A 25,329-nucleotide genomic window follows, 5' to 3' on the forward strand; every position below is an offset into this window, starting at 1 on the left:
ACTACCAGCCGCGCTCGCGCCACTCGGCGAGGTGCGGGCGCTCGGCGCCGAGCGTGGTGCCCTTGCCGTGCCCGGGGTGCACGACGGTGTCGTCGTCGAACCGGTCGAAGAGCTTGGTGGTCACGTCGGCGTAGAGGCGGTCGAAGTCGCCCGGCTCCCACGTCTTGCCCACACCGCCGGGGAAGAGGCAGTCGCCGGTGAACAGGTGCACCGGCGCACCGTCGAACTCGGGGCGCAGGGCGAGGGCGATCGACCCGGGCGTGTGCCCGACCAGCTCGATGACGTCGAAGGTCAGATCGCCCACCCTGAGCACCTCGCCGTCGGACAGCGCGCGATCGGTCGCCACGGGGATGCCCTCGGCGTCGTTCACGCCGGCCGCCGACGGGACGTCCAGACCGGCCTTGACCTCGGCGAGGGCCTGCCAGTGATCGGGGTGGCGATGCGTGGTGAGCACCAGCTCGACGCCGCCGATCTCGCGCGCCGCGCCGAGCACCTCCTCCGCGTCGTTCGCCGCGTCGATGAGCAGGGTGTGCCCGGCGGAATCACTGACCAGGTACACGTTGTTGTCCATGGGGCCGACTGACAGCTGGCTGATCGTGGTGGTCACGGCCACACGGTACCGCGCGGGGAAAAACTTGTCGGTGGGCTTCTCTAGCATTGATCCGGGCTCGTCCGTGGGCCTGCACGCTCGGATGGAAGGAAGACGGTGGCTGATCGCCTGATCGTGCGCGGAGCGCGCGAACACAACCTGCGGGGTGTCGATGTGGATCTCCCGCGCGACAGCCTGATCGTGTTCACCGGCCTGTCCGGCTCCGGCAAGTCCAGCCTCGCGTTCGACACGATCTTCGCGGAGGGGCAGCGGCGCTACGTGGAGTCGCTCTCCGCGTACGCGCGGCAGTTCCTCGGACAGATGGACAAGCCCGACGTCGACTTCATCGAGGGGCTCTCGCCCGCCGTCTCGATCGACCAGAAGTCGACCAACCGCAACCCGCGGTCGACGGTCGGCACCATCACGGAGGTCTACGACTACCTCCGCCTCCTCTACGCCCGCGCCGGGACGCCGCACTGTCCCGAGTGCGGCTCCGTGATCGCGCGGCAGACGCCGCAGCAGATCGTCGACCAGGTGCTGGACATGGAGCAGGGCACCCGCTTCCAGGTGCTCGCGCCCGTCGTCCGCACCCGCAAGGGCGAGTTCGTCGACCTGTTCAACCAGCTGCAGACGCAGGGCTACTCGCGCGCCCGGATCGACGGGGTGGTGTACCAGCTCGCCGAGCCTCCGAAGCTGAAGAAGCAGGAGAAGCACGACATCGAGGTGGTGATCGACCGCCTGGCCGTGAAGGCGACGGCCAAGCAGCGTCTCACCGACTCGATCGAGACGGCCCTCCGGTTGGCCGACGGCATCGTCGTGCTCGATTTCGTCGACCGCGAGGAGAACGACCCCGAGCGGGAGCGGCGCTTCTCCGAGAAGATGGCCTGCCCCAACGGCCACCCGATCGCCGTGGACGATCTGGAGCCCCGCTCCTTCTCCTTCAACTCGCCGTACGGCGCGTGCCCGGAGTGCGACGGCCTCGGCGTCCGCAAGGAGGTCGATCCGGAGCTCGTCGTGCCCGACCCGCTGCTCTCGCTGGCCGACGGTGCCATCGCGCCCTGGTCGTCCGGGCAGAGTGCCGAGTACTTCCTGCGCCTGCTCTCCGGCCTCGCCGACGCGATGGGCTTCGACCTCGCGACCCCGTGGAAGGACCTGCCGGCGAAGGCCCGCAAGGCGGTCATCGAGGGCTCCGAGCATCAGGTGCACGTCAAGTACCGGAACCGCTACGGCCGCACCCGCTCGTACTACGCCGAGTTCGAGGGCGTGATGCCCTTCCTGCACCGCCGCCTCGAATCCACCGAGTCGGAGCAGATGAAGGAACGGTACGAGGGCTACATGCGCGACGTGCCGTGTCCTGCGTGCTCCGGCGCACGCCTGCGGCCCGAGATCCTCGCCGTGACGCTCGACCACCCGCGGTTCGGCGAGAAGTCGATCGCCGACGTCGCCGGAATGTCCGTGGGTGAGTGCTCCGACTACCTCTCGGACCTCAAGCTGGGCGCCCGCGAGGCCGCCATCGCCGGCCGCGTCCTCAAGGAGGTGCAGGCCCGGATCGCCTTCCTGCTGGACGTGGGGCTGGAGTACCTCTCGCTCTCCCGTGCCGCGGGCTCGCTGTCGGGCGGTGAGGCGCAGCGCATCCGGCTCGCCACACAGATCGGCTCCGGCCTCGCCGGGGTCCTGTACGTGCTCGACGAGCCGTCGATCGGCCTGCACCAGCGTGACAACCGACGCCTCATCGACACCCTCGTGCGGCTGCGCGACCTGGGCAACACGCTCATCGTCGTCGAGCACGACGAGGACACCATCCGTACCGCCGACTGGGTGGTCGACATCGGCCCGTACGCGGGCGAACACGGCGGCAAGGTCGTGCACAGCGGCACCTACAAGGCGCTGCTCAAGAACAAGGAGTCGCTGACCGGCGCGTACCTGTCGGGGCGGCGCGCCCTGCCGGTGCCGGCCGTGCGGCGACCCGTCGACAAGAAGCGCCAGCTCAAGGTCGTCGGCGCGCGCGAGCACAATCTCCAGAACATCGACGTGACCTTCCCCCTGGGCGTGCTGACGGCGGTCACCGGCGTCTCGGGTTCGGGCAAGTCCACCCTGGTCAACGACATCCTCGCGACCGTGCTGGCGAACAAGCTCAACGGCGCGCGGCAGGTCCCCGGCCGGCACAGCCGCGTCACGGGACTCGACGGTCTCGACAAGCTCGTACAGGTCGACCAGTCGCCGATCGGCCGGACCCCGCGGTCCAACCCGGCCACCTACACGGGCGTCTTCGACAAGATCCGCACGCTGTTCGCGGCCACCACCGAGGCGAAGGTGCGCGGCTACCAGCCGGGACGCTTCTCCTTCAACGTCAAGGGCGGCCGGTGCGAGGCGTGCTCGGGCGACGGCACCATCAAGATCGAGATGAACTTCCTGCCGGACGTCTACGTGCCCTGCGAGGTGTGCCACGGCGCGCGCTACAACCGCGAGACGCTCGAGGTGCACTACAAGGGCAAGAACATCGCCGAGGTGCTCGACATGCCGATCGAGGAGGCCGCGGAGTTCTTCGAGGCGGTCACGTCGATCCACCGGTACCTCAAGACGCTGGTCGAGGTCGGGCTCGGCTACGTCCGGCTGGGGCAGCCCGCCACCACCCTGTCCGGTGGCGAGGCCCAGCGCGTGAAGCTCGCGGCCGAACTGCAGAAGCGGTCCAACGGGCGCACCGTCTACATCCTGGACGAGCCCACGACGGGCCTGCACTTCGAGGACATCGCGAAGCTGCTGCAGGTGATCGACGGTCTGGTCGACAAGGGCAACTCGGTGCTCGTCATCGAGCACAACCTCGACGTCATCAAGACCGCCGACTGGATCGTCGACATGGGACCCGAGGGCGGCAGCGGGGGCGGCACCGTCGTCGCCCAGGGCACGCCCGAGGACGTCGCGGCGGTGCCCGAGTCGTACACCGGGAAGTTCCTGGCGGAGGTACTCGGGGCCTGACAGGGTGGGGCACACCCGACGGCCAGCGCTCAGCGGAGGTACCCATGAGCTTCACCCCACCCGACGCCTTCACCACCCGGCCGACCCTGCGGGGATCCTTCGGGATGAGCGCGTCCACCCACTGGCTCGCCACCGCCGCGGCGCAGGCCGTCCTCGAGCGGGGCGGCAACGCCTTCGACGGTGCGGTCGCCGCCGGTTTCGTGCTCCACGTGGCCGAGCCGCATCTCAACGGGCCCGGCGGTGACCTCACGGGCGTCTTCTTCGACGTTCGCATCGGTGTGCCGCGCGTGCTGATGGGACAGGGGCCAGCCCCCGCGGGTGCCACCCGCGAGCACTTCCTCGACGCGGGCCTGGAGATGGTGCCCGGCGCGGGCGCCCTGGCGGCGGCGGTCCCCGGGGCGGTCGACGCGTGGCTGCATCTCCTGGCCGAGCACGGCACCTGGGAATTGTCCGAGGTGGTGGAGTTCGCCGTCGGCTACGCCCGGGACGGCTGCCCCATGGTGGGGCGGGTCGGCGAGACGATCGCCGCGGTCCGGGACCTGTTCGCATTGCACTGGCCGACGTCGGCGGCGGTCTGGCTGCCCGGCGGCCGCGTTCCGACCGACGGGGAGATCCTGCGCAATCCCGCTTACGCCCGCACGCTGGAACGGCTGGTCAAGGCGGGGGCGACGGTGGCCGGCGACGGGGAGGAGGCGCGTGTCGCCCGGATCGAGGCCGCGCGCGCGGCCTGGTCGACGGGCTTCGTCGCCGCGGCCGCGGCCGACTTCGTCGCGGCGCCGCACCGGCACTCGACGGGCACGGATCACGCGGGCGTGATCGCCAGGAGCGACTTCGCCGGATTCCGGGCGGGCGAGGAGGAGCCGGTCAGCATCGTCTTCCGCGGTCACACCATCGCCAAGACCGGCCCCTGGGGGCAAGGGCCCGCGCTCCTGCAGGCGCTGCGGATCCTCGAGGGCTACGAGGACCACGAACTGGATCCGTCCACCGCCGACGGAGCGCACCGGATCATCGAGGCCCAGAAACTGGCCTTCGCCGACCGCGAGGCCCACTACGGCGACGCGACGGCCGTCCCGTTGGATCGGCTGCTGTCCCCGGAGTACGGCGCGGAACGTCGCGCCCTGATCGCGCCGACGGCCTCCTTCGACCTGCGCCCCGGCGCAGTCGACGGACGGGCGCCCTTCGTCCCGCCCCTGCGCGAGGATTACGACACTCCCGCGGGCGGCGGTGCGGGGGAGCCGACGGTGCGCGTCACGGGCGAGGTCCGCGGCGACACCTGCCACCTCGACGTGGCGGATCGGCACGGGAACATGGTGTCGATCACGCCGTCGGGCGGCTGGCTGCAGTCGTCCCCGTTGATCCCCGAGCTCGGCTTCTGCCTGGGGACCCGACTGCAGATGACCTGGCTGGAGCCCGACGGCCCGGCGACGCTGACTCCCGGCCGGCGCCCGCGGACCACGCTGACTCCCACCTTGGTCCTCGTCGACGGGCTTCCCGTCACCGCGCTCGGCTCGCCCGGCGGCGATCAGCAGGACCAGTGGCAGCTGCTCTACCTGCTGCGCACGATCGTCGGCGGATACAGCCCGCAGGAGGCGATCGATGCGCCGGCCTTCCACACCACGGCGGTGCCGGGCTCGTTCTGGCCGCGCACCTGGACGCCGGGCGGCGTCGTCGTCGAGGACCGTCTCGGAGACGACGTGATCGCCGCTCTCGAAGCACGGGGCCACCGCGTCACGCGCGCGGGGGACTGGGCCCTGGGCCGGCTGTCGATGGCGGGCCGGGAACGCCGGACCGGACTGCTCTGCGCGGCCGCGAACCCGAGGGGCGCGCAGGGGTACGCCGCAGGACGGTGACGCAGTGCTCCCGCTCCGCAGAAGCCGTGGGGCGGGCGGGACGGTCGGACGCGACCGATCGGTGCACATCCGGTTCGCGTCGATTCCTCCACAGACCGGACCCGATCCGCGTTCCCGCCTGCTCCGGGATGCACTCGGGTGGGGACCGAGCTGTGGAAGAAATGTGCATCAACCCCTTGATCTTGTGCAAATTGCAGAGATGTAACACAAGATGTAGTGTTGAAGGCATGAGCAACGTGACCGTCTACACCAAGCCCGCGTGCGTGCAGTGCACGGCGACCTACCGTGCGCTCGATAAGGCGGGTATCGAGTACACCTCGATCGACATCAGCCTCGACGACGAGGCGCGGGAGTACGTCCTCGCGCTCGGCTACCTGCAGGCTCCCGTCGTGGTGGTCGACGGCGCCGACCACTGGTCCGGCTTCCGTCCGGACCGCATCAAGGCGCTCACCGCGCAGGTCGCGGCCGCCGGCGCATAGTCGGACCGGCACGTCGAACGGGCCCTCAGTCGCGGGGATGCGACTGAGGGCCCGTTCGTTCGGCCGTGAAGGGTTGTTCGACTCAGCGGTGCGGGTAGCACCGGCCGGGCTCCCACCGGCCGGGAACCCAACGGCCCTGCTCGTACCAGCCGTTGTGCCAACGCGGCTGCACCCAGTAGCCCGGGTGCCAGCCCCAGCGATCCACCCAGCCCGGCCGCCAGTAGCCGCGCTCCCACCAGCCCGGGTGCCAGCGGCCCTGGGTCCAGTAGCCGCCCACCCAGCGTCCCGGTTCGCACCACCCGTGCCCGGGGTGCGAGACCGCGGGGGTCGGGGCGGCCGCCGCTGTTGCGGCGGTGACGCCCCCGAGGGGTGCCATTACTCCTGCAGCGACCAGTACGCCGGCCGCAAGCGCTCTCATCCTTGTCATGCCGTGACGGTACGCCTCGTGTGACGTGGAACACTAGACCTATTTACACAGGTCAGGGTGTTTTTGGGGGATAACCCTGAGAGTTAGCTGTACACCGGTCCCGTGTACTTCTCGCCCGGACCGTGCCCCGGCTCGTCGGGGTAGCTGCTGTATTCGCGGAACGCGAGCTGCAAGGACTTCAGTCCGTCGCGGTACGGGCCCGCGTGGGGGCCGAGGTACTCGACCGATGCCGTGGTCAGGCCGGCCAGTGCGGTGATGAGCCTCCGGGCCTCGTCGAGATCGAAGTGGGGGCTCTCGCGCGGATCGAAGGCCGAGGCCTCGTCGCTGTCGGCACCTGTGAGGCCGAGCTTCTCCGCCGCCGCGCTCATCAGCAGCATCCAGGCGCTCGAGATCACCTCGATCGACGGCGAGTCCGCGACCAGGCGTTCCAGGGTGTCGGGCTCGGGGGACGAATTCGGATTCTCACTCACGACTGCTACACTGTCATGTGCGACCGCTCCGGCTGTGCCCGGGGCAGCAAGTGGAGTCCACTCCCACCACGTCGACCTCCGGTCGGCTGGTCCGGTCGCCGCCGCGGATTCCGTGAGGAATTACCGCGGCGGTCTCCTTGTTTCAGGAGGGGTCGATCGTCGGCGTACGCCGGCGGGGCCCGAATCGGTCGGTGTGGGCCCCGTCAGGCGAATTGCCTGGTCGGGGCCTTTTCGCTGTATGGGACTTGGTGGGCCTCGTCGGCTGCGCGGCGGTCTACGAGTGAAGACCGCTCGCAACGAGACACGAGCACCTATCCAAGGAGGCCCCATCAGCACTGAGACACGCACCAACGGTCAGATCCGCGTTCCCGAGGTCCGACTAGTCGGCCCCGGCGGCGAGCAGGTCGGGATCGTGCGAGTTGAGGATGCGCTCAAGCTGGCGTACGAGGCGGATCTCGACCTGGTCGAGGTGGCGCCGAACGCCCGCCCGCCCGTGTGCAAGATCATGGATTACGGCAAGTTCAAGTACGAGGCCGCGCAGAAGTTGCGCGAGTCGCGGAAGAACCAGCAGCTGACCGTGATCAAGGAGCAGAAGCTCCGCCCGAAGATCGACGACCACGACTACGAGACCAAGAAGGGTCACGTCGTCCGGTTCCTGGAGCAGGGCTCCAAGGTCAAGGTCACGATCATGTTCCGCGGTCGCGAGCAGTCGCGTCCGGAACTGGGTTTCCGTCTGCTGCAGCGCCTGGGCGCCGATGTCGCCGAGTACGGCTTCGTCGAGACGTCCGCGAAGCAGGACGGCCGCAACATGACCATGGTCCTCGCCCCGCACAAGGGCGCGAAGACCCGCGCCAAGGCGCAGCAGGACAAGGAAGCCCCGGTGGCACGGCCCGCCGCGCCCGAGGCTCCGGCCGAGTAGCGACGCACGTCGCGCCCGGCAGAAGAACGACACAGAGAGACGAACACATGCCGAAGAACAAGTCCCACAGCGGTACCTCGAAGCGCTTCAAGCTCTCGGGGAGCGGCAAGGTCCTGCGCCAGAAGGCCGGCCGTCGCCACCTGCTCGAGCACAAGAGCTCGCGCGTGACCCGTCGCCTCGACGGTGTGGCCGAGGTCGCGCCCGCCGACGTGCGTCGCGTCAAGAAGCTGCTCGGCAAGTAAGCCGTTCCCCGGTACCCGCTAGAACTTTTTTCATCACGTAAGGACGAAGACCTATGGCACGCGTCAAGCGCGCAGTGAACGCTCAGAAGAAGCGTCGTTCCATCCTCGAGGCCTCGAAGGGCTACCGCGGTCAGCGGTCGCGGCTCTACCGCAAGGCCAAGGAGCAGCAGCTCCACTCGCTCACCTACGCGTACCGCGACCGTCGCGCGCGCAAGGGCGACTTCCGCAAGCTGTGGATCACGCGTATCAACGCCGCCGCGCGGGCCAACGACCTCACCTACAACCGTCTGATCCAGGGCCTGAACCTGGCCGGCGTCGAGGTCGACCGCAAGAACCTCGCCGAGATCGCCGTCTCGGATCCGGCCGCCTTCACCGCGCTCGTCGAGATCGCCCGTAAGGCGCTCCCGGCCGACGTGAACGCGCCTGTCGCGTAATTCGGCCCCACCAGGTTGAATCAGCACTCGCAACGACCCGCGGACCAGCTCTTCACGGAGCGGACCCCGCGGGTCGTTGCTGCGTCCAAGCTCCTGCGTGCGGCAGGTCGCCGCAAGGCGGGCCTGTTCCTCGCCGAGGGCTCCAACGCCGTCACCTCCGCCCTCGAGGCCGGCCTCGTCGACGAACTCTTCGTCACCGAGGAGGGCGCTGAGCGGTACGCCTCGCTGCTCACCGGGCGCGAGGCGTACGTGACCGAGCGCGCGATGCGGGGGCTGTCGGACACCGTCACCCCGCCGGGGATCGTGGCCGTCTGCCGCGCTCTCCCCGAGGCCCGCGTGCCCGATGGTGCGCGTCTGGTCGCCGTTCCCGTCGATGTCGCCGAGCCCGGTAACGCCGGGACCGTGATCCGGGTGGCCGATGCCGTCGGCGCCGATGCCGTGCTCCTCGCGGGCGACGCCGTCGACCCGATGAACGGTAAGGTCGTTCGCGCCTCGGCCGGCTCCGTCTTCCATCTGCCCGTCGTGCAGGATCGCGACCCCGCCGCCGCGATCGCGCAACTCCAGGACTCCGGCCTCACGGTGCTGGCCACCGCCGCCGACGGGGAGGTCTGCCTCGACGACGCCGACGAGATGCTCTCCGGCCCCACGGCATGGCTGTTCGGCAACGAGGCGCACGGCCTGCCGCGCGAGCTGCAGGCTCTCGCGGATCACCGGGTCGCCATCCCGATCCGCGGCCGTGCCGAGTCCCTGAATCTGGCCACCGCCGCGTCGATCTGCCTCTACGCCAGCTCCCGGGTGCAGAATCGCGGATAGGTCCTCATCGGTTCCGGGTAGGACTACTCATTCCTGACGGCGCCCGCGCCGGAAGCATGGTGACCATGAGATTCCTGCCCCCCCGCGCCGCCGTTCTCGACAGCACCCCGGAGACACGCGACCGCGCGATCGACGTGGCCCGCCTCGTGAGCCTGCTCGTCGTCCTGTTCGGGCACTGCGTGCTCCTGCTGGCGACCGTCACTCCGTCGGGCGTGTGGGTGGGCAACACGCTCGGCGCGCAGCCCTCGCTGCAGCCCATCACCTGGTTGCTGCAGGTGATGCCGCTCTTCTTCCTCGCCGGCGCGGCATCGTCGGCCTACGGTCTGAAGCCGGGGACACCCTGGGGCGGATGGCTGTTCGGGCGCGCGCAGCGCCTCGCCCGGCCGGTGTTCTGGTACCTGGCGTTCTGGTCGCTCGCGCTCGGCGCGACTCGGGTGCTCCTGGGGGAGTCGAGTGCCGCACGGCTCGGCGGCGAGTCCGTCGCACTGCTGTGGTTCATCGGCGTGTACCTCCTGGTCCTGCCGTTCGTGCCCTTTCTCATGCGGTGCGGCACGGCCGCGCTCGCCGGGGTCGTCGTGGCGCTGCTGGCCGCGTCCGCCCTGGTCGACGGTGCGCGGCTCGCCTCCGGAGCGATCGAGTGGGGATTCCCGAACTTCCTCATCGTGTGGCTGATCCCCGTCGTCATCGGGGTCGCGTATGCGCGGCGGCAGATCCGCACGCGGTTCGCACTCGTGATCGCGGCGGTCGCCTTCGCCGCCGCGCTCGCCGCAGTCGTTCTCGGACCGTACGACGTGCCGCTCGTCGTGACCGGCACCGAGACCTTCTCCAATACCACGCCGCCGACCTTCCTGCTGGGCCTGCATTGCGTGTGGGTGAGCCTGCTCTTCGTCGCGGCGGCGCCCGCGATCGGCCGGTGGGCCAGGATCCCGCGGGGCTGGTACCCGATCGCCGTCGGCAACAGCGGCGCGATGACTCTCTACCTCTGGCACATCCCCGCGATCGCCGTCGCCGCCTTCGCCCTGCACGCCGTGGGCATCGACGCCGTCGACCCGGCCCAGGCGGGCTTCTGGGGCCTGATGGCGCTGCGCGCCATGGTGTTCGCCGTCGTGATGTTCGCGCTGTTCGTCCTGCTCTCGCCGCTGGAGCACCGGCGTCTGCCCTGGTGGGATGCGCGCGTGACGATCCGCGGCGTGCGCGGCGCCGGCGCCGGCGTGCTCGTGTGCGTCGCCGGGGCGGCGGCGTTGCTCATGGCGAAGGAGGGACTCGGCTCGGCGACGGGGTGGTCGGCCCTTGCCGTGTTCGTGGTGACAATGGTCGCTGCGCGCGCACTGGCCGGTGCCACCGCTCCGCGGGACGCATTGCGAGACGCCGCCTCGGCGCCCGGACTCACACGCCCGGGGGCGCAGGCCGGGGGGTCAGCGGGCGCGGCGTGACGTGGCCGGAGACGGACCACGTTCGGCGTGACGTGGCCGCCATGCCGCTGCGAATTCCGACGCCCATGACCAGCAGGGCCGGGGCCCCTCAGACGGATGTGCGCGCGCCCTGGGCCTCCGTGGCCGACGGTGCCGCCGCGGCACCGTCGGACGCCTGACCGGTGCGTTCGACCTCGTCGGGGACCCCGGCCGCTGGGCCCGCCGCCACGATCGACGGCTGCTCGGGCGCGCCGGGGAGAAGGACGTTGAACAGCAGGTTGAGGACCACCGCCACGATCGCGGCTGCGCTGATGCCCGAATGGAAGATCACCACGAACCACGACGGGAAGGCGTGCCAGAAGTCCGTGGAGACGACCGGGATGAGCCCGAAGGCGATCGACGCCGCGACCACCAGCAGGTTGTTGTTGCCCTGGTAGTCGACCTTGGCGAGGGTGCGGATCCCGCTGGCCGCGACCGTGCCGAACAGCACGATCCCGGCACCCCCGAGCACCGGCCCGGGGATCACGCTGAACGCGGCCGCCGCCATCGGCGACAGACCGAGGAGTAGGAGGATCGCGCCGCCCGCCGCCACGGCGAACCGGCTCGTGATCCCGGTGAGCGCGACCAACCCGACGTTCTGCGCGAACGCGGTGGCGGGGAACGAGTTGAACACGGGCGCGAGCAGCGAGGAGGCCATGTCGGCCCGCAGTCCGTCCGCCACCCGCCGCGAGTCGACTTTCGTGCCCACGACCTCGCCGACCGCCAGGATGTCCGCGGTGGTCTCGACCATCGTCACCAGGATCACGACGGTGAGCGAGACGATCGCGCCGATCTCGAACATCGGCCCGCCGAAGGCGAACGGGTGGGGGAGGGAGAACACCGGCGCGGATCCCACGGCCCCGACGTCGGCGCGGCCGACGATCAGCGCGGCGACGGTGCCGACCACCAGCCCCAGCAGCACCGACAGCCGGGAGAACACACGCACCTTGCTGAGCAGGACGACGGCGAGGAACGTGAACATCGCGAGGCCGATGTTCGGGAGCGCGGCGAAATCCGGATTGGCCACCTTCCGCCCGTCGACGGTGACCGTCGGCTGCCCCGTGATCCATCCCGCCGCCACCGGCATGAGCGACAGGCCGATCACCGAGATGATCGATCCGGTGACGACCGGTGGGAAGAAGCGGATCACGCGCGCGAAGAACGGAGTGATGGCCAGACCGATCGCCGCGGCGACGAGCAACGACCCGAAGACGACGCGGAGCCCGTGCTCGGGGTCGCCCGCCAGGATCGTGAGGATCGTCGAGACCGTCGCGAAGCTGGTGCCCTGCACGAGAGGAAGCCGGCTGCCGAAGAACGGCACGGCGAGCGTCTGCAGCATCGTCGCCAGGCCGCTGACGAACAGCCCGCTCGCGACCAGGAGCGCCTTCTGCGTGGTATCCAGACCGGCCGCGCCGCCCACGATCAGCGGAACGGCGATGACACCGCCGAACATCGCGAGGATGTGCTGGATCCCGTATCCGAGAGTCTTCCCGACGCCCAGGTACTCGTCCTCGGGCCGCGTGTGCGGCGTGCCGCCGTCCGTCGTCGTGATCGCCATGGCCCGACGGTAGGCAGCCCGATCCGCCGATCGATTGCCTCGATGTGACGACGGTGTTGCATCACGCCAGGGCGATGTTGCCCGGGTGCGCGCGGACCGAGGACGGTGTGTGGTGTGATAAACACAGAGTGTCGAATCATGTGGAGGGAGATCGGGATGAAGCGGATCGTCATCGCAGGAATCATCGGAATGGGCGCGATCGCCGTGCCGGCCGCAGCGGCTCAGGCGGCTCCGGGTGCACCGGTCACGGTCACCTGTGACGTGTACGCGCAGCAGTTCGGCAACCAGTTCGCGTCGTTCGCGGGGACTGTGCACGGGACCGGGCCGAATCGCGCAGCCGCGCGCGCGAACGCGGAGTCGAAGATCTGGGGCCCGTACGGGTCGATGCCGTACGTGGCGAACTGCCGCTGAGCCGGCGTACCGTCGGGGCCGTGACGAGGGCGGCACGCATCGAGGACGTGGCCGCGGTCGCGCTCGCCCTGCCGCGGGTGGTGGAGGTCGCGGCGTGGGGTGGCCGCCCGGCGTGGCAGGTGGGCAAGAAGGTGTTCTGCGGCAACCGGTCTCCGCGCCCGGACGCCGTCGACGATGCGGGCGTCCGGTTGGATGACGTGATTCTCATCCGCACGCCGGACGAGTCCGACAAGCTCGCTCTCGTCCAGGCCGAGGGCCCGTTCTTCACCACGCCGCATTTCGACGGCTACAACGCGGTTCTGATCCGGGCGTCGCGCCTCGGTGAGATCACCCGCGACGAACTGGCCGAGGTCATCGAGGACGCGTGGTGCGCGTGCGCCCCGAAGACGGTCGTCAGGGCCTGGTTGGCTGAGCGCGCCCGCTGACGTCCGGCGGGGTTCGGACGAGGCCGGCGACGACGATCGCCGGGGCCGCCATCAGCGCGATATTCGGTCCCCACCACGCGAGGTCGACATCGCCCGCGAACGCCCAGAACGAGATCGCCATGAGGCCCGCGCAGAACGTCAGGGTGCAACCGGCGGTGAGGACGATCCGCCCTGCCGCGGGGCGCGTACGCACGAGCCGCAGGCCCGCCGCGCCGAGACCGACGGCGAGCGCGTCGAGCGGGAGGAAGGACCAGTTCCACGCCTGCACGACGGGGTTCGAGTAGTCGCGGAAGCGCCACTGCTCGGGGAGGGCGCCGGCGATGATCGCCGCCCAATAGGCGGCGAGGGCCAAGTCGACAGCGAGGAGCAACGCCTTCGCGGCCCTCATTCGGCGGCCGTCGACAGATTGATGATCGCGACACCGACCACCGTGATCGCCATGCCGAGGATCGTGCTCGCCGAGACGCGATCGCCGAACAGGACCGCCGCCGCAGCGGTGATCAGCACGGTCCCGGCCGCAGACCAGACCGCGTAGGCCACACCGACGGAGACCTCGCGGAGCGACAACCCGAGGAAGGCGAACGCGCCGAGGTAGCCGGGTATCACGACGAGGAGTGGCCAGAGGTTCTTGTACCCGTCCGTCGCGCGGAGGGCGAGGGTGCCGGCGACCTCGCAGGCGACGGCCGCGGCGAGGAGTAGTGCAGCTGTGCGGGACATTCCACCTCCGAAGAACCAGACCGGTTGGTATGTTTCAAGATGAATCACGGACTGTCAAGAGGGGGACGGATGCAGGAGAGGGCGGCGCGCACACGGGAGTCCCTCCTCGATGCGGCGGCGGAGATCGTCGATGCGCGAGGCTACGACGGTGCCGCGCTCACGGACGTCCTCGCGCGCGCCGGCGTGACCAAGGGGGCGATGTATCACCATTTCCCGTCCAAGGCCGCCCTGGTCGGCGCCCTGGTCGAGGAGCAGTTCGCGCCCGCGCTGGCGGACCCGAGCGTTCCGGGGATGCCCGTCCTGCACGCGGCCGAAGTCACGTTCCAGGCGCTCGCCGCCAGTGTCGACGACGTCCGGTTCCGCGCCGCCCTCGGCGTGGTCATCGATCGCCCGCATCCCGACCTCGCCCCGTGGGCGCGCCCCGTCGCCGACTGGTCCCACGTGTTCGCCGGTCTGTTCGCGGCCGCGCGGGACGCGGGCGACCTCGCCGCCGACGTCGACGTGACGGCCGAGGCGGAGGCGATCGTCGCGATGACGATCGGGGCCTTCTGCGTGGCCCGCGCCGTCGGCGAGCCGGCTCGCGCCCTCGCGGTCGCGACGACGGCCTGGGGGATGGTCGTCGATCGTGCCGTCGCGACGGACCGCCGCGCCGCGCACCGTCGGGCGCTGAGCGACCTGGTGGGCGCGTACCAGCGGTAATGCGATTCCGTCCGGGGAACGCCGTCGACTACTCTGATCGGGTACCGTCCCACCCGCACCGAGGAGCCCAGAGCAGTGTCGGAAGACCAGATCGCCCCCGTCGACGACCTCAGCGAAGCCGCGCTCGACGCGTTCGCCGACGAGGCCGCGCGGGCGTTCGACGCCGCGTCCGACCTCGAAGCCCTGAACGCCGCCCGGCTGGCCCACCTGGGGGAGAAGTCGCCGCTCGCGCTCAGCAAGCGCGCCCTCGGCTCCATCCCCAAGGACGAGCGCAAGGACGCCGGCAAGCGCGTCAACGTCGCGCAGGGGCGTGCCCGCGCGGCCTACGAGCAGCGCAAGACGGTGCTCGACGCCGAGCGCGACGCCGCCGTCCTCGTCTCCGAGTCCATCGACGTGACCCTGCCGTCGGCACGCGCCCCGCAGGGCGCCCGCCATCCGGTCAGCATCATCGCCGACGAGGTCGCCGACTTCTTCGTCGGCATCGGCTGGGAGATCGCCGAGGGGCCCGAGGTCGAGACGGAGCACTTCAACTTCGACGCGCTCAACTTCCTCCCGGACCACCCGGCGCGCTCCATGCAGGACACCTTCTACATCGCGCCCGAGGGCTCGCGGCAGGTGCTCCGCACCCACACCTCCCCGGTGCAGGTGCGGTCGATGCTCACGCGCGACGTGCCGATCTACGTGGCCTGCCCGGGTCGCACCTTCCGCACCGACGAGCTCGACGCCACCCACACCCCGGTGTTCAGTCAGGTCGAGGGGCTCGCCGTCGACAAGGGGCTGACGATGGCGCACCTGCGCGGCACCCTGGAGGCCTTCGCCAAGGCGATGTTCGGTCCCGAGACCACCACCCGCATGCGGCCGAACTACTTCCCGTTCACGGAACCGTCCGCGGAGGTCGACGTGTGGTTCCCGAACAAGAAGGGCGGCGCGGGCTGGATCGAGTGGGGCGGCTGCGGCATGGTCAACCCGAACGTGCTGCGCGCGTGCGGCATCGACCCCGAGGAGTACTCCGGCTTCGCCTTCGGCATGGGTCTCGAGCGGACGCTGCAGTTCCGCACCGGCCTGTCCGACATGCGCGACATCGTCGAGGGCGACGTCCGCTTCACGCTGCCCTTCGGCGTCCGCGGCTAGACCCGGCAGCTCAGAAAACCAGCACACAGCCACTCCAGGAGAAGGACTTCCACCGTGCGCGTTGCACAGTCATGGCTCACCGAGATCCTCCGTCGCGACACCCCCGAGTGGGGCGTCACGGCCGACGAACTGGACGCCGGGTTCGTGCGCGTCGGCTTCGAGGTCGAGGAACTCGACTCGCTCGACACCGTGACGGGCCCGCTGAAGATCGGTCGCGTCGCGCACATCGAGGAGCTCACGGAGTTCCGCAAGCCCATCCGCTTCTGCCAGGTCGACGTGGGCGAGGCGGAGCCGCGCGGCATCGTCTGCGGCGCACGGAACTTCGCCGAGGGCGACCTCATCGTGGCGGCGCTCCCGGGCGCCGTCCTGCCCGGCGGCTTCGAGATCGCCACCCGCAAGACCTACGACCACATCTCCGACGGCATGATCTGCTCGGTCTCCGAGCTGGGCCTCGGCACCGACCACTCCGGCATCCTCGTGCTGCCCGAGGGCACGGCGCAGCCGGGTGACGACGCCAAGCCGGTGCTCGGGATGGACGACACCGTCATCGAGCTCAACGTCACGCCCGATCGCGGGTACGCCTTCTCGGTCCGCGGCCTCGCCCGCGAGCTGGCCTGCGGGTACGACCTGCCGTTCACCGACATCACCACGCCGTCGGCGAAGGCCGGGAGCGGCACGGGCGGGGTGGACGTCACCGTCGAGCCCGAGTCCGGCTGCACCCGCTTCACGGCGCTGCGCGTCGAGGGCATCGACCCGAAGGCGGTGACGCCGTGGTGGATGCAGCGCCGCCTGCTCACCTCCGGCGTCCGGCCGATCAGCGCCGCGGTCGACGTGACCAACTACCTCATGCTGCTCAGCGGCCAGCCGCTGCACGCCTTCGACGCCGACACGGTGCAGGGCGGGCTGACGGTGCGTGCCGCGCGCGCGGGCGAGACGCTCGAGACGATCGACCACGTCACGCGGAAGCTCGACCCCGAGGACGCGGTCATCGTCGACGAGACCGGACCCGTCTCGCTCGCGGGCGTCATGGGCGGCGCGACCACCGAGGTCGGCGACGAGACCGTCAACGTGATCCTCGAGGGCGCGATCTGGAACCCCGTCAAGGTCTTCCGGACCGGTAAGCGGCACAAGCTCAGCTCGGACGCCGCGAAGCGGTACGAGCGCACCGTCGACCCCGCGATCTCCGTGTGGACGGTCCGCGAGGCGGCCCGCCTGCTCACCGAGATCGCCGGCGGCACCGTCGTCGGGGAGATCACCGATCTGGGGTCCTACGACGACCGCCCGCAGGTGACCATCGCCGCGGACCGCCCCGACCGCGTCGCCGGCATCACCTACGCGCCGGGGACGACGGTGCGCCGCCTCGCCCAGATCGGCTGCGCCGTCCAGGGCGAGAGCAGCCTGACGGTGACCCCGCCGACCTGGCGGCCCGACCTGACGATGGTCGCCGACCTGGTCGAGGAGGTGCTGCGGCTCGAAGGGCTGGAGCAGATCCCGCCCGTGCTGCCGGCCGCCCCCGGTGGGCGGGGCCTGAACGCGCGCCAGCGCCGCCGCCGCGTCGTGAGCCGCTCGCTCGCGCACACCGGCCACGTCGAGGTGCTGACCAGCCCGTTCCTGCCCGCCGACGTCTTCGACACCTGGGCCCTCGACGCCGACGACCCGCGCCGCACCACCACCACGGTGCTCAACCCGCTGGAGTCGGATCGGCCCTCGCTGGCGACGACGCTGCTCCCGGGCCTGCTGGAGATCCTGGCGCGCAACGTCTCCCGCGGCCAGCGTGACCTCGCGCTGTACACGATCGCCCAGGTCGTGCTCCCGACGGATCAGACGGTCGCCGTCGACCCGATCCCCGTCGACCGGCGGCCCACCGCCGAGCAGGTCGCGGAGCTGAACGCCTCGCTGCCGCAGCAGCCAGAGCACGTCGCTCTCGTCTTCACCGGCGCCCGCGGCACCGCCGGCCCGTGGGGTCCGGCGCGTCCGGCGGACGCCACGGACGCCTTCGAGGCCGTCCGGGAGATCGGCCGGGCGAGCAACATCGCGCTCACACTGCGCGCCGCGCAGTACGCGCCCTTCCACCCCGGCCGGTGCGCCGAGGTCCTGGCGGGGGAGACGGTCGTCGGGCACGCCGGCGAGCTGCACCCCGCGGTGCTCGAGCGCGCCGGGCTCCCGGCGCGCACCTGCGCCGTCGAGATCGACCTCGACGCGGTCCCGCTCGTGGAGAACCTGCCCGCACCGGTGGTCTCGCCGTTCCCGGCGGTACTGCAGGACGTGGCGGTCGTCGTGGACGCCGCGGTGCCGGCGCAGGCCGTCGAGGCCGCGCTCGCCGACGGTGCCGGCGAGCTTCTCGAGGCGATCTCGCTGTTCGACGTCTTCACCGGCGCGCAGGTGGGCGAGGGGCGCAAGTCCCTTGCCTTCTCGCTGCGCTTCCGGGCGGGCGATCGCACGCTGACCGAGGACGAGGCGTCGGCCGCTCGCGACGCCGCGGTGGCGAAGGCGTCGGAGGCCGTGGGCGCCGTCCTGCGCTGACCCCCCGGACATGGAGCCGGCCCCGGCGACCAGTGTTCTGGTCGCCGGGGCCGGAGTCTGTGCGGTGGCTAGCTGGTGTGGTGCACCTCGGCCAGCTTGTAGACCGGGGTGTCGATGCCCTCGTAGCGGGCCTTGAGCTGCAGTGCCAGGTACAGCGAGTAGTGCCGCGACTGGTGCAGGTTCCCGCCCATCATCCAGAGCGCCGGCACCTGTGTCGGCTTCCACATGTTCCGCTGCTCCCCCTCCCACGGACCGGGGTCCTTGGTGGTGTCGGAGCCGAGGCCCCAGCACTTGCCCAGCTTGTCGGCCACGTCCTGGCCCATGAGGTCGGCGGCCCAGCCGTTCATCGAGCCGTATCCGGTGGCGTAGACCACCAGGTCGGCGGGGAGCTCGGTGCCGTCCTTCAGGACGACGCTGTTCTCCGTCAGGTGGTCGACCTGACCCTTCGCGAGCTTGATCGAACCGTCGATGATGAGCCCGGCGGCGCCGACGTCGATGTAGTAGCCCGAGCCCCGTCGGAGGTACTTCATGAACAGGCCGGAGTCGTCGTCGCCGAAGTCCAGTTCGTAGCCGGCGTCCTCGAGCCCCCGGTAGAAGTCGGCGTCGATCTCGCGGACCTTGTCGTAGATCGGCTTCTGGAACTCGTTCATGATCCGATAGGGCAGCGACGCGAAGATCATGTCGGCCTTGTCGGTGGTCACGCCGCTCGCGACGGCCCGCTCGCTGTACAGGTCGCCGAGGCCGTGCTCCATGAGGGACTCGGACTTGATGATGTGCGTCGAGCTGCGCTGCACCATGGTCACTTCGGCACCCGCCTCGATCAACGCCTTGCTGATGTCGAGGGCCGAGTTGTTCGCGCCGATGATCACGACCTTCTTGCCCGCGTAGGCGTCCGGTCCCGGGTGCTTCGACGAATGGTGCTGCTCGCCGGCGAAGACGTCCATGCCGGGGAAGTCCGGGATGTTCGGCTTGCCTGACATGCCGGTCGCCAGTACGAGCTGCTTGGGGTGCAGGGTCAGCTTCTCGCCGTCCTTGTTCACCTCGACGGTCCACTCGCCCTTCGCCTCGTCGTACGACGCAGACAGCGCCTCGGTGCGCGACCAGTACGGCACCTCCATGACGCGCGTGTACATCTCGAGCCAGTCGCCGATCTTGTCCTTGGGGGCGAAGACGGGCCAGTTCGCCGGGAAGGGCAGGTAGGGGAGGTGGTCGTACCAGACCGGATCGTGCAGGCACAGGGACTTGTAGCGGCCGCGCCACTGGTCGCCGGGGCGGTCGTACTTGTCGACGACCAGCGCGGGCACGCCGAGCTGCCGCAGACGCGCCCCGAGCGCGATGCCACCCTGCCCGCCGCCGATGACGAGAGTGTCGGGCTGGATCGAGCGACCCAGCTCGGCCTCCTCCTGCTCGCGGCGCTCCGCCCACGTCGGCGCCGCGTTGTGCGCCCCGTGCACCGCACCCATCGGGCGCCGGGTGCCGAAGGACTCCTCGTGGCCCTTGAGCTCACGCAGGGTGGTGAGCAGCGTCCAGGCGCGGTCGACGCCGTCCTCACCCTGCCGGATGCGCACGTGTCCCTTGCCGCGGCCCACGCCGGTCTCGAACCCGAGGAAGGCTTCGGCCACGTCGTCGCCCGACGCCGGGTCCGTCGTCACGAACCCGCTCGGGGCCGCGTCGGCCAGACGCTCGGTCAGCATCGCGGCGATCTGGTCGCGCCCCTCGCTGGTGTGCAGGTTCCAGGTGAACGAGACCAGATCGCGCCAGAAGCCGCCGGGCTCGAACAGTTCCGCCGCCGCGGCGACGTCCCGCGCGACCAGCGCCGCCTCGAACTTCGCGAGCCAGGCGTCCACCCGCTCCTGGGGCCCGGTGGCGACGTCCTGTGCCGATTCCGCGATCGCGGTCATGTCCTACTCCTTCACGTTCGGTGTGGTGCTGTGGTGTGAATCACACGCCGGGTGTGACGGGGGTTACAAGGGTTGCGCCCCGTTGCACCGTTCTGGGCGATCGCGCCTGCCGCGACGGGCGGCGATGCAGAATCGAGGGGTGGCACACGCAGTGGAGCCGGCTGTGGCGCACGGAGAGGACCCCCGGACCTACGCGCGTCTGCTGGCCGAGGTGTACGACGCGACGATGGCCGGGGAGCGGCCGCCCGCGCGTCCGCGAGAGGTGATCGGCGACTCCTGGGAACGTGTCATCGCCGCAGGGCTGCGGCCCGATTCCGGAGCCGGCCCTGCGATCCACGCGGCCGCGCTCTCGCGGCTGCGCCGCGAGTCCGGGCTGACGGGGCTCATCGACGACTTCGCCGCCGGTCTGGCGCCGATCACCGACGCCGGGTCGAGCATCATGGTCGTCTCCGACACCGAGGGCCGGCTGCTGTGGCGCAGCGGCTCGACCCGAGTACTGCGCGAGGCCGATCGGCTGGGCTTCGTGGAGGGCGCCGCGTGGTCGGAGAACGACGTGGGCACCAACGCCATCGGGACGGCGCTCGCCTCGCGCGCTCCGGTGCAGACCTTCTCGGCGGAGCACTTCGCCCGCAACCAACACCCGTGGACCTGCTCCGCCGCGCCGATCCGGGACCGTCGCACGGGCCGCGTGCTCGGCGTCGTCGACGTCAGCGGGCCGGCCTCGACCGTGCACCCCACGACGCTGGCGCTGGTCGCCGCCGTCGCGGGCCTGGCGGAGGCCTCGCTGCGTGAGGCGCACCTCGCCGGCCTCGATCAGCTGCGCACCGTCGCCGCGCCGCTGCTCGCGCGCCTCGCCGGCCCGGGGCTGGTCGTGGACTCCCACGGCTGGGTCGCCGCCGTCGGGCAGCTCGCGCCGTGCACGCGCGTCACCCTTCCCGGCACCGTGGACTCGGCGCATCTGTGGCTCCCCGAGCTCGGACAGTGCACCGTCGAGCCGCTGCCCGGCGGCTGGCTGTTGCGGCCCGTCGCCGACGAGCCGCGCGACGGCGCCACACGCGTGACGCTCGACCTGCGGGCGGGGCGGACTCCGGCGGTGACCGTCGCGGGTGCCACCGGCGAGTGGCGGCACCAGCTGACGCCCCGGCACGCGCAGATCCTCGAGCTGCTGGCCGACGGGCGCGGTCACACCGCCGCGCAGGTGGCCCAGTCGATCTTCGGCGACCCGGCGCGGGTGGTCACCGTGCGCGCGGAGATCTCCCGGCTGCGCCGGGTGCTCTCAGGGCTCATCGCTGCGCAGCCCTACCGGTTCGCCGACGCCGCGGTGGTCGAGACGCTCCGCTGATCCCGTCGCGCGACCGCAACCCCGCGCAACCTTTGCCGTGTGTGTCCCGGGTCACATAGACCGGAGGCGATCACGTCGACGAAGGGACACACGATGGCACGGATCGCACTGGTGACGGGCGCGGGACGAGGGATCGGGGCGGGGATCGCCCGGCGGCTCGCCGCGGACGGCTTCGACCTGGCGCTCGTCGACCTCACCGCCGACGGTGTCGCGGCCGTCGCGGAGGAGGTGACGGCGACGGGCCGTCGTGCCGTCGCACTCACCGCCGACGTCTCCGATCGCGACGCGGTCTTCGGCGTCGTCGAGGCAACGGTCGAGGCGCTCGGCGGGCTGGACGTCATGATCAACAACGCCGGCGTGGCGCTCGTCGGACCCGTCGCCGACGTGACACCCGACCAGCTGCGGCGCTTGTTCTCGGTGAACGTCGACGGCGTGCTGTGGGGCATCCAGGCCGCGGCGGCCTCGTTCATCGAGCGAGGAGTGTGCGGCAAGATCGTCAACGCCGCCTCGATCGCCGGACACGAGGGCTTCGCGATGCTCGGCGCCTACAGCGCCACCAAGTTCGCCGTGCGGGGCTTCACCCAGGCCGCTGCGAAGGAGTACGCGACGCACGGCATCACCGTGAACGCGTACTGCCCGGGCGTCGTCGGAACCGACATGTGGGTCGAGATCGATCGCCGGTTCGCCGAGCTCACCGGGGCGGCGGTCGGTGCTACCTACGACCAGTTCGTCGGCGGCATCGCGCTGGGCCGGGCCCAGACCCCGGAGGACGTCGCCGCGTTCGTCTCGCACCTCGCGTCTCCCGATTCCGACTACATGACCGGTCAGGCCGTACTGATCGACGGTGGCCTCGTCTACCGCTGACGCGAGCAGGAGGGAGTGAGATGGCCGAACCGGCGATGTCCGCGGGCGAGGACCCGCGGCACTACGCGCGCCTGCTGTCCGAGGTCTACGACGCGACGATGAGCGGAGTGCGGCCGCCCGCGCGGCCGCGCGGCGTGATCGGCGACTCGTGGGAGCGCGTGCGGGCCGCGGGGCTCGCGCCCGACTCCGCTGCGGGACCGGCGATGGGCTGGATGGACGTGGAACTGAGCCGGCAGGAATCCGGTCTCGGCCCCGTGCTCGACGAACTCACGGCGGGCCTCGCGCCGCTGACCGCCGATGGCGACAACATCCTGGTGGTGGCGGATCGGTTCGGGCGGGTGCTGTGGCGCTCCGGTGCGACGCGGGTCCTCTCGCACGCGGACCGGCTCGGTTTCGTCGAAGGCGCGGGCTGGGCCGAGGAGCAGGTGGGGACGAACGCGATCGGCACCGCGATCGCCTCGCGCACGCCCGTCCAGATCTTCTCCGCCGAGCACTTCGCGCGCAGCCACCACTCCTGGACCTGCGCCGGCGCGCCCATCCGCGACGTCCACACCGGGCACATCCTGGGTGTGGTCGACGTCTCCGGTCCTGCCGCCACGGTGCATCCGACGACTCTCGCGCTGGTGTCCACGGTCGCCAAACTCGCCGAGGCACGACTCCGCGAGGTGCACCAGGCCGGCCTGGAGCGCCTGCGGTCGGTGGCCGCGCCGATGCTGGCGGGACTCGGCCGCCCGGGCATCGCCGTCGACACCAACGGCTGGGTCGCCGCGGTGGGCGACCTGCCGCCGCGTTCGCGCGTCGCGCTGCCCGCCGACCTGACCGGTCCAGCCGTCCGCCTCCCCGAGCTCGGGCTGTGCACCGTCGACGCGCTGCCCGGCGGCTGGCTCCTGCAGCCCGACCCGGGAGACGGGCCGGACACGATCACCCGGGTGACTCTGGACCTGCGGCCCGGCCGCGCACCGGAGGTCGCGGTCACCGGCGGGGGAGGTGCGTGGCGGTACCAGCCCTCGCCGCGGCACGCGCAGATCCTCGCCCTCCTCGCCGACGGTGCGGGCCGCACGGCCGCGCAGCTCGCCGAGGCGCTCTTCGGGGACCCGGGCCGGGTGGTCACCGTGCGGGCCGAGATCTCGCGGCTGCGCCGTGTGCTGTCCGGCGTGATCGCGGCGCAGCCCTACCGCTTCGCCGACGGCGTCTCGGTCGAGTTGCTGCGCTGACCGGCCGCGGGCTCTAGCGTGGAGCCCGTGAGCGAGCCGGAGATCTTCCCCGAGGACTGGACCACGGCGCTCGTCCTGGTGGCGCACCCGGACGACCCCGAGTACGGAATGGCGGCGGCGGTCGCCCGCTGGACCTCCCAGGGCAAGACGGTGGTCTACGGCCTCGCCACCTCCGGCGAGGCCGGTATCGAGGGGATGTCGCCCGGTACCGCGGGGCCGGTGCGCGAGGAGGAGCAACGACGGTCCGCCGCCGTCGTCGGGGTCGACGAGGTGCGCTTCTGGGGCTACCCCGACTCGCGCGTCACGAACACGCCGGAGCTGCGGGAGTCGGTGCGCAAGTCCATCGCCCGGTACGAGCCCGACATCGTGATCACCCTGTGGGGCGGGCCCGAATGGGCGCCCGGCGCGCCGAACCAGAGCGATCACATGGAGTTCACCCGTGCGGTCGCCGAGGCCGCCGCGGCGGCGGGCATCACGGCGTACCAGACCGCGCCCGACCCGGCGTACATCGTCGACGTCACCGGCTTCACCGAGCGCGCCGTCGAATCGCTCGCCGAGCACCGCCAGTACCTGTCGGTGCTGGATCCGGTCACGCCGGTGATCGAGCAGGCGCGCGCGCAGGTGGCGTCCGCGTGCCTGCCGCGCGGCGAGTACCGCCACACCGTGGGCTTCCGCGATCTCGCCTGAGGGACCCGCCCTCGTCGGCGGGGACCTGCCCTCGTCGGCGCGGCGCGGCGCCTGTGAGATGCTCTGCGCGACGCGGTCCCGACGACGGAAAGGTCGACCGATGACGCACGGACAGGGCGGCGACGACGCCGGTCTCGGCTTCGGAGTGGACGAGCGGGGTGTCGCGACCATCACGCTGCGGCGGCCCGACGCGGCCAACGCGCTGAACCAGCCGCTGGCGGATGCGCTGGTCGACGCGACCCGGGCGATCGCGGTCGACGCCACCGTGCGCGTCGTGGTGCTGCGCGCCGAGGGGCGGTTCTTCTGTGCGGGCGGCGATGTCAGGGCGATGGTCGCGGCCGAGGATCGCGGGGCGATGCTCGATCGGCTCGCGGGCACGATCCACGACGCCCTCGCGGAGATGGATCGGCTGGCGGTGCCCGTCGTCGCCGCGATCCAGGGGCCGGTCGCCGGCGGCGGGCTCGGTCTGGTCCTCGCCGCCGACGTAGCGATTGCTGCCGAGACGGCGCACTTCTCCACCGCGTACGCGGGGGTCGGCCTCAGCCCCGACTGCGGCGTCTCGGCGTTGTTGCCGAAGGCGGTGGGGATGCGGCGTGCGCTGCGGATGCTCCTGCACGGGGAGCGGATCGATGCGCCGACCGCTGCATCGTGGGAGTTGATCGACCGGGCCGTCCCCTCGGGCGACCTCGACGCCGAGGTGGGCGCGACGGTCGACGGACTGCTCGCCGGGCCGTATCCGGCGCTCGGTGAGGCGCGCCGATTGGTGCGGGCCTCGTACGCGCGCAGCTACGGCGAGCAACTCGACGACGAGCGGCGCACGATCGCCCGGATGGGCGGAACCGACGCGGCTGCGGCGCGGCTCGCGCGCTTCGCCTGACCGCGACGGATCGTCGGGTCAGCCCAGGTGGAACGCCTGGGTGATGTGGTTGCCGCGGCGGTGGTCGCCCACCAGGCTGGGGCGGCCGCGGCCCATCTTCACGAGCATGGCGCGGTTCTCCACGCGCGGCGCGAAGCCGTCGAGGACGCGGTTGACGGTGCCTCGCAGGCCCCGCTGCGGACGCGGTAGCGTCAGCGGCTGGGTGAGGGCGTCGGGAGTGTGCTGGTGGTCGTTGCGCATGTGAGGTCCTTCGGGTGCGGGGCACGTTTCGTTACGTGTTCCCCAGAGTGCCGACGGCTCCTGAAGAGCGGCTGGGCACAACCTGTGGGG

26 protein-coding genes are annotated in these 25,329 nt (G+C 71.2%); 18 read left to right on the plus strand and 8 right to left on the minus strand.

The annotated features are described in order from the left end of the window. Nucleotide 1: 1 nt before the first annotated feature. Entirely contained in the window at nucleotides 2-658 is a 657-nt protein-coding gene (locus FK530_RS16755; protein ID WP_146488124.1) for an MBL fold metallo-hydrolase, read from the minus strand. 48 nt (nucleotides 659-706) lie between these two features. On the opposite strand from FK530_RS16755, the gene uvrA reads away from it, so the two are divergent. The 3 genes from uvrA (at nucleotide 707) to nrdH (ending at nucleotide 5,894) form a co-directional block, all read left to right on the plus strand. Further along, entirely contained in the window at nucleotides 707-3,565 is a 2,859-nt protein-coding gene (gene uvrA / locus FK530_RS16760) for an excinuclease ABC subunit UvrA (protein WP_146488125.1), read from the plus strand. Between the two features lie 44 nt (nucleotides 3,566-3,609). Continuing rightward, entirely contained in the window at nucleotides 3,610-5,415 is a 1,806-nt protein-coding gene (locus FK530_RS16765; RefSeq protein WP_146488126.1) for a gamma-glutamyltransferase family protein, read from the plus strand. A 227-nt stretch (nucleotides 5,416-5,642) separates the two neighbouring features. After that, entirely contained in the window at nucleotides 5,643-5,894 is a 252-nt protein-coding gene (gene nrdH, locus FK530_RS16770; RefSeq protein ID WP_146488127.1) for a glutaredoxin-like protein NrdH, read from the plus strand. 82 nt (nucleotides 5,895-5,976) lie between these two features. Here nrdH and FK530_RS16775 read toward each other — a convergent pair whose 3' ends face one another. Together FK530_RS16775 and FK530_RS16780 are read right to left on the minus strand one after the other, a co-directional pair. Beyond that, the gene (locus FK530_RS16775; RefSeq protein WP_146488128.1) at nucleotides 5,977-6,321 is read right to left on the minus strand and encodes a hypothetical protein; all 345 of its coding nucleotides are present in this window, start codon (nucleotides 6,319-6,321) and stop codon (nucleotides 5,977-5,979) included. A gap of 83 nt (nucleotides 6,322-6,404) precedes the next feature. Continuing rightward, nucleotides 6,405-6,791 carry a recombinase RecA gene (locus FK530_RS16780; RefSeq protein ID WP_146488129.1) on the minus strand — a complete coding sequence of 129 codons (387 nt, stop codon included), beginning with the start codon at nucleotides 6,789-6,791 and terminating at the stop codon, nucleotides 6,405-6,407. Nucleotides 6,792-7,119: 328 nt separating this feature from the next. Here FK530_RS16780 and infC point away from each other — a divergent pair, with 328 nt between their 5' ends. From infC to FK530_RS16805, 5 genes are read left to right on the plus strand one after another with little or no spacing between them, the layout of a single operon-like run. Then, nucleotides 7,120-7,710 carry a translation initiation factor IF-3 gene (gene infC, locus FK530_RS16785; protein WP_191834189.1) on the plus strand — a complete coding sequence of 197 codons (591 nt, stop codon included), beginning with the start codon at nucleotides 7,120-7,122 and terminating at the stop codon, nucleotides 7,708-7,710. A gap of 47 nt (nucleotides 7,711-7,757) precedes the next feature. Then, the gene (gene rpmI, locus FK530_RS16790) at nucleotides 7,758-7,952 is read left to right on the plus strand and encodes a 50S ribosomal protein L35 (RefSeq protein ID WP_068531598.1); all 195 of its coding nucleotides are present in this window, start codon (nucleotides 7,758-7,760) and stop codon (nucleotides 7,950-7,952) included. Nucleotides 7,953-8,005: 53 nt separating this feature from the next. After that, on the plus strand, nucleotides 8,006-8,386 hold the full coding sequence (gene rplT / locus FK530_RS16795) for a 50S ribosomal protein L20 (RefSeq protein ID WP_146437342.1): 381 nt from the start codon (nucleotides 8,006-8,008) through the stop codon (nucleotides 8,384-8,386). 15 nt (nucleotides 8,387-8,401) lie between these two features. Then, nucleotides 8,402-9,199: a TrmH family RNA methyltransferase gene (locus tag FK530_RS16800; protein ID WP_146488130.1), complete on the plus strand. Its 798-nt coding sequence runs from the start codon at nucleotides 8,402-8,404 to the stop codon at nucleotides 9,197-9,199. A gap of 56 nt (nucleotides 9,200-9,255) precedes the next feature. After that, nucleotides 9,256-10,632, plus strand: a complete 1,377-nt coding sequence (locus FK530_RS16805; protein ID WP_146488131.1) for an acyltransferase family protein — start codon at nucleotides 9,256-9,258, stop codon at nucleotides 10,630-10,632. Nucleotides 10,633-10,720: 88 nt separating this feature from the next. Here FK530_RS16805 and FK530_RS16810 read toward each other — a convergent pair whose 3' ends face one another. Beyond that, on the minus strand, nucleotides 10,721-12,208 hold the full coding sequence (locus FK530_RS16810) for a nucleobase:cation symporter-2 family protein (RefSeq protein WP_146488132.1): 1,488 nt from the start codon (nucleotides 12,206-12,208) through the stop codon (nucleotides 10,721-10,723). A 138-nt stretch (nucleotides 12,209-12,346) separates the two neighbouring features. On the opposite strand from FK530_RS16810, the gene FK530_RS16815 reads away from it, so the two are divergent. Both FK530_RS16815 and FK530_RS16820 read left to right on the plus strand, forming a co-directional pair. Then, entirely contained in the window at nucleotides 12,347-12,619 is a 273-nt protein-coding gene (locus FK530_RS16815) for a hypothetical protein (protein ID WP_126197464.1), read from the plus strand. A 20-nt stretch (nucleotides 12,620-12,639) separates the two neighbouring features. After that, entirely contained in the window at nucleotides 12,640-13,044 is a 405-nt protein-coding gene (locus tag FK530_RS16820; protein ID WP_126197465.1) for an MmcQ/YjbR family DNA-binding protein, read from the plus strand. Here the strand turns inward: FK530_RS16820 and FK530_RS16825 are convergent. Together FK530_RS16825 and FK530_RS16830 are read right to left on the minus strand one after the other, a co-directional pair. After that, nucleotides 13,013-13,432, minus strand: a complete 420-nt coding sequence (locus FK530_RS16825; RefSeq protein ID WP_146488133.1) for a DUF5360 family protein — start codon at nucleotides 13,430-13,432, stop codon at nucleotides 13,013-13,015. The genes FK530_RS16820 and FK530_RS16825 overlap by 32 nt on opposite strands. Beyond that, entirely contained in the window at nucleotides 13,429-13,761 is a 333-nt protein-coding gene (locus tag FK530_RS16830; protein ID WP_146488134.1) for a DMT family transporter, read from the minus strand. The genes FK530_RS16825 and FK530_RS16830 overlap by 4 nt, the downstream gene beginning before the upstream one ends. A 69-nt stretch (nucleotides 13,762-13,830) precedes the next feature. On the opposite strand from FK530_RS16830, the gene FK530_RS26330 reads away from it, so the two are divergent. From FK530_RS26330 to pheT, 3 genes are all read left to right on the plus strand, one after another. Beyond that, nucleotides 13,831-14,460, plus strand: a complete 630-nt coding sequence (locus FK530_RS26330; RefSeq protein WP_205124216.1) for a TetR family transcriptional regulator — start codon at nucleotides 13,831-13,833, stop codon at nucleotides 14,458-14,460. A gap of 75 nt (nucleotides 14,461-14,535) precedes the next feature. Next, nucleotides 14,536-15,591 carry a phenylalanine--tRNA ligase subunit alpha gene (gene pheS, locus FK530_RS16840; protein ID WP_146488135.1) on the plus strand — a complete coding sequence of 352 codons (1,056 nt, stop codon included), beginning with the start codon at nucleotides 14,536-14,538 and terminating at the stop codon, nucleotides 15,589-15,591. A gap of 54 nt (nucleotides 15,592-15,645) precedes the next feature. Then, nucleotides 15,646-18,114 carry a phenylalanine--tRNA ligase subunit beta gene (gene pheT, locus FK530_RS16845; protein ID WP_146488136.1) on the plus strand — a complete coding sequence of 823 codons (2,469 nt, stop codon included), beginning with the start codon at nucleotides 15,646-15,648 and terminating at the stop codon, nucleotides 18,112-18,114. A gap of 68 nt (nucleotides 18,115-18,182) precedes the next feature. Here the strand turns inward: pheT and FK530_RS16850 are convergent, their stop codons facing one another. Further along, entirely contained in the window at nucleotides 18,183-20,015 is a 1,833-nt protein-coding gene (locus tag FK530_RS16850; RefSeq protein ID WP_146488137.1) for an FAD-dependent oxidoreductase, read from the minus strand. Between the two features lie 139 nt (nucleotides 20,016-20,154). On the opposite strand from FK530_RS16850, the gene FK530_RS16855 reads away from it, so the two are divergent. From FK530_RS16855 to FK530_RS16875, 5 genes are all read left to right on the plus strand, one after another. After that, complete coding sequence (locus tag FK530_RS16855) at nucleotides 20,155-21,357, plus strand: helix-turn-helix domain-containing protein (RefSeq protein WP_231706675.1); 1,203 nt, start codon at nucleotides 20,155-20,157, stop codon at nucleotides 21,355-21,357. Nucleotides 21,358-21,450: 93 nt separating this feature from the next. Beyond that, nucleotides 21,451-22,221, plus strand: a complete 771-nt coding sequence (locus FK530_RS16860) for an acetoin reductase (RefSeq protein ID WP_146488139.1) — start codon at nucleotides 21,451-21,453, stop codon at nucleotides 22,219-22,221. Between the two features lie 20 nt (nucleotides 22,222-22,241). After that, a complete protein-coding gene (locus tag FK530_RS16865; RefSeq protein WP_146488140.1) occupies nucleotides 22,242-23,435 on the plus strand; it encodes a GAF domain-containing protein in 1,194 nt (397 codons plus the stop codon). Between the two features lie 27 nt (nucleotides 23,436-23,462). After that, nucleotides 23,463-24,122, plus strand: a complete 660-nt coding sequence (locus FK530_RS16870; RefSeq protein ID WP_166443303.1) for a PIG-L deacetylase family protein — start codon at nucleotides 23,463-23,465, stop codon at nucleotides 24,120-24,122. Nucleotides 24,123-24,222: 100 nt separating this feature from the next. After that, entirely contained in the window at nucleotides 24,223-24,999 is a 777-nt protein-coding gene (locus FK530_RS16875; RefSeq protein WP_146488142.1) for an enoyl-CoA hydratase/isomerase family protein, read from the plus strand. 18 nt (nucleotides 25,000-25,017) lie between these two features. On the opposite strand, the gene FK530_RS16880 is transcribed toward FK530_RS16875, so the two are convergent. Beyond that, complete coding sequence (locus FK530_RS16880) at nucleotides 25,018-25,239, minus strand: hypothetical protein (RefSeq protein ID WP_146488143.1); 222 nt, start codon at nucleotides 25,237-25,239, stop codon at nucleotides 25,018-25,020. Nucleotides 25,240-25,329 lie beyond the last annotated feature (90 nt).

The organism is Tsukamurella conjunctivitidis, assembly GCF_007858475.1.
Classification (GTDB): domain Bacteria; phylum Actinomycetota; class Actinomycetes; order Mycobacteriales; family Mycobacteriaceae; genus Tsukamurella; species Tsukamurella conjunctivitidis.

Coding starts and splice junctions, on each gene's coding strand:
- FK530_RS16805 (WP_146488131.1), top strand. CDS start 9,256: ATGGTGACCATGAGATTCCTGCCCCCCCGCGCCGCCGTTCTCGACAGC.
- FK530_RS16765 (WP_146488126.1), top strand. CDS start 3,610: ATGAGCTTCACCCCACCCGACGCCTTCACCACCCGGCCGACCCTGCGG.
- FK530_RS16830 (WP_146488134.1), bottom strand. CDS start 13,761: ATGTCCCGCACAGCTGCACTACTCCTCGCCGCGGCCGTCGCCTGCGAG.
- FK530_RS16860 (WP_146488139.1), top strand. CDS start 21,451: ATGGCACGGATCGCACTGGTGACGGGCGCGGGACGAGGGATCGGGGCG.
- rpmI (WP_068531598.1), top strand. CDS start 7,758: ATGCCGAAGAACAAGTCCCACAGCGGTACCTCGAAGCGCTTCAAGCTC.
- FK530_RS26330 (WP_205124216.1), top strand. CDS start 13,831: ATGCAGGAGAGGGCGGCGCGCACACGGGAGTCCCTCCTCGATGCGGCG.
- rplT (WP_146437342.1), top strand. CDS start 8,006: ATGGCACGCGTCAAGCGCGCAGTGAACGCTCAGAAGAAGCGTCGTTCC.
- FK530_RS16755 (WP_146488124.1), bottom strand. CDS start 658: ATGCTAGAGAAGCCCACCGACAAGTTTTTCCCCGCGCGGTACCGTGTG.
- FK530_RS16880 (WP_146488143.1), bottom strand. CDS start 25,239: ATGCGCAACGACCACCAGCACACTCCCGACGCCCTCACCCAGCCGCTG.
- nrdH (WP_146488127.1), top strand. CDS start 5,643: ATGAGCAACGTGACCGTCTACACCAAGCCCGCGTGCGTGCAGTGCACG.
- FK530_RS16815 (WP_126197464.1), top strand. CDS start 12,347: ATGTGGAGGGAGATCGGGATGAAGCGGATCGTCATCGCAGGAATCATC.
- FK530_RS16865 (WP_146488140.1), top strand. CDS start 22,242: ATGGCCGAACCGGCGATGTCCGCGGGCGAGGACCCGCGGCACTACGCG.
- FK530_RS16810 (WP_146488132.1), bottom strand. CDS start 12,208: ATGGCGATCACGACGACGGACGGCGGCACGCCGCACACGCGGCCCGAG.
- FK530_RS16825 (WP_146488133.1), bottom strand. CDS start 13,432: ATGAGGGCCGCGAAGGCGTTGCTCCTCGCTGTCGACTTGGCCCTCGCC.
- FK530_RS16775 (WP_146488128.1), bottom strand. CDS start 6,321: ATGACAAGGATGAGAGCGCTTGCGGCCGGCGTACTGGTCGCTGCAGGA.
- FK530_RS16850 (WP_146488137.1), bottom strand. CDS start 20,015: ATGACCGCGATCGCGGAATCGGCACAGGACGTCGCCACCGGGCCCCAG.
- FK530_RS16875 (WP_146488142.1), top strand. CDS start 24,223: ATGACGCACGGACAGGGCGGCGACGACGCCGGTCTCGGCTTCGGAGTG.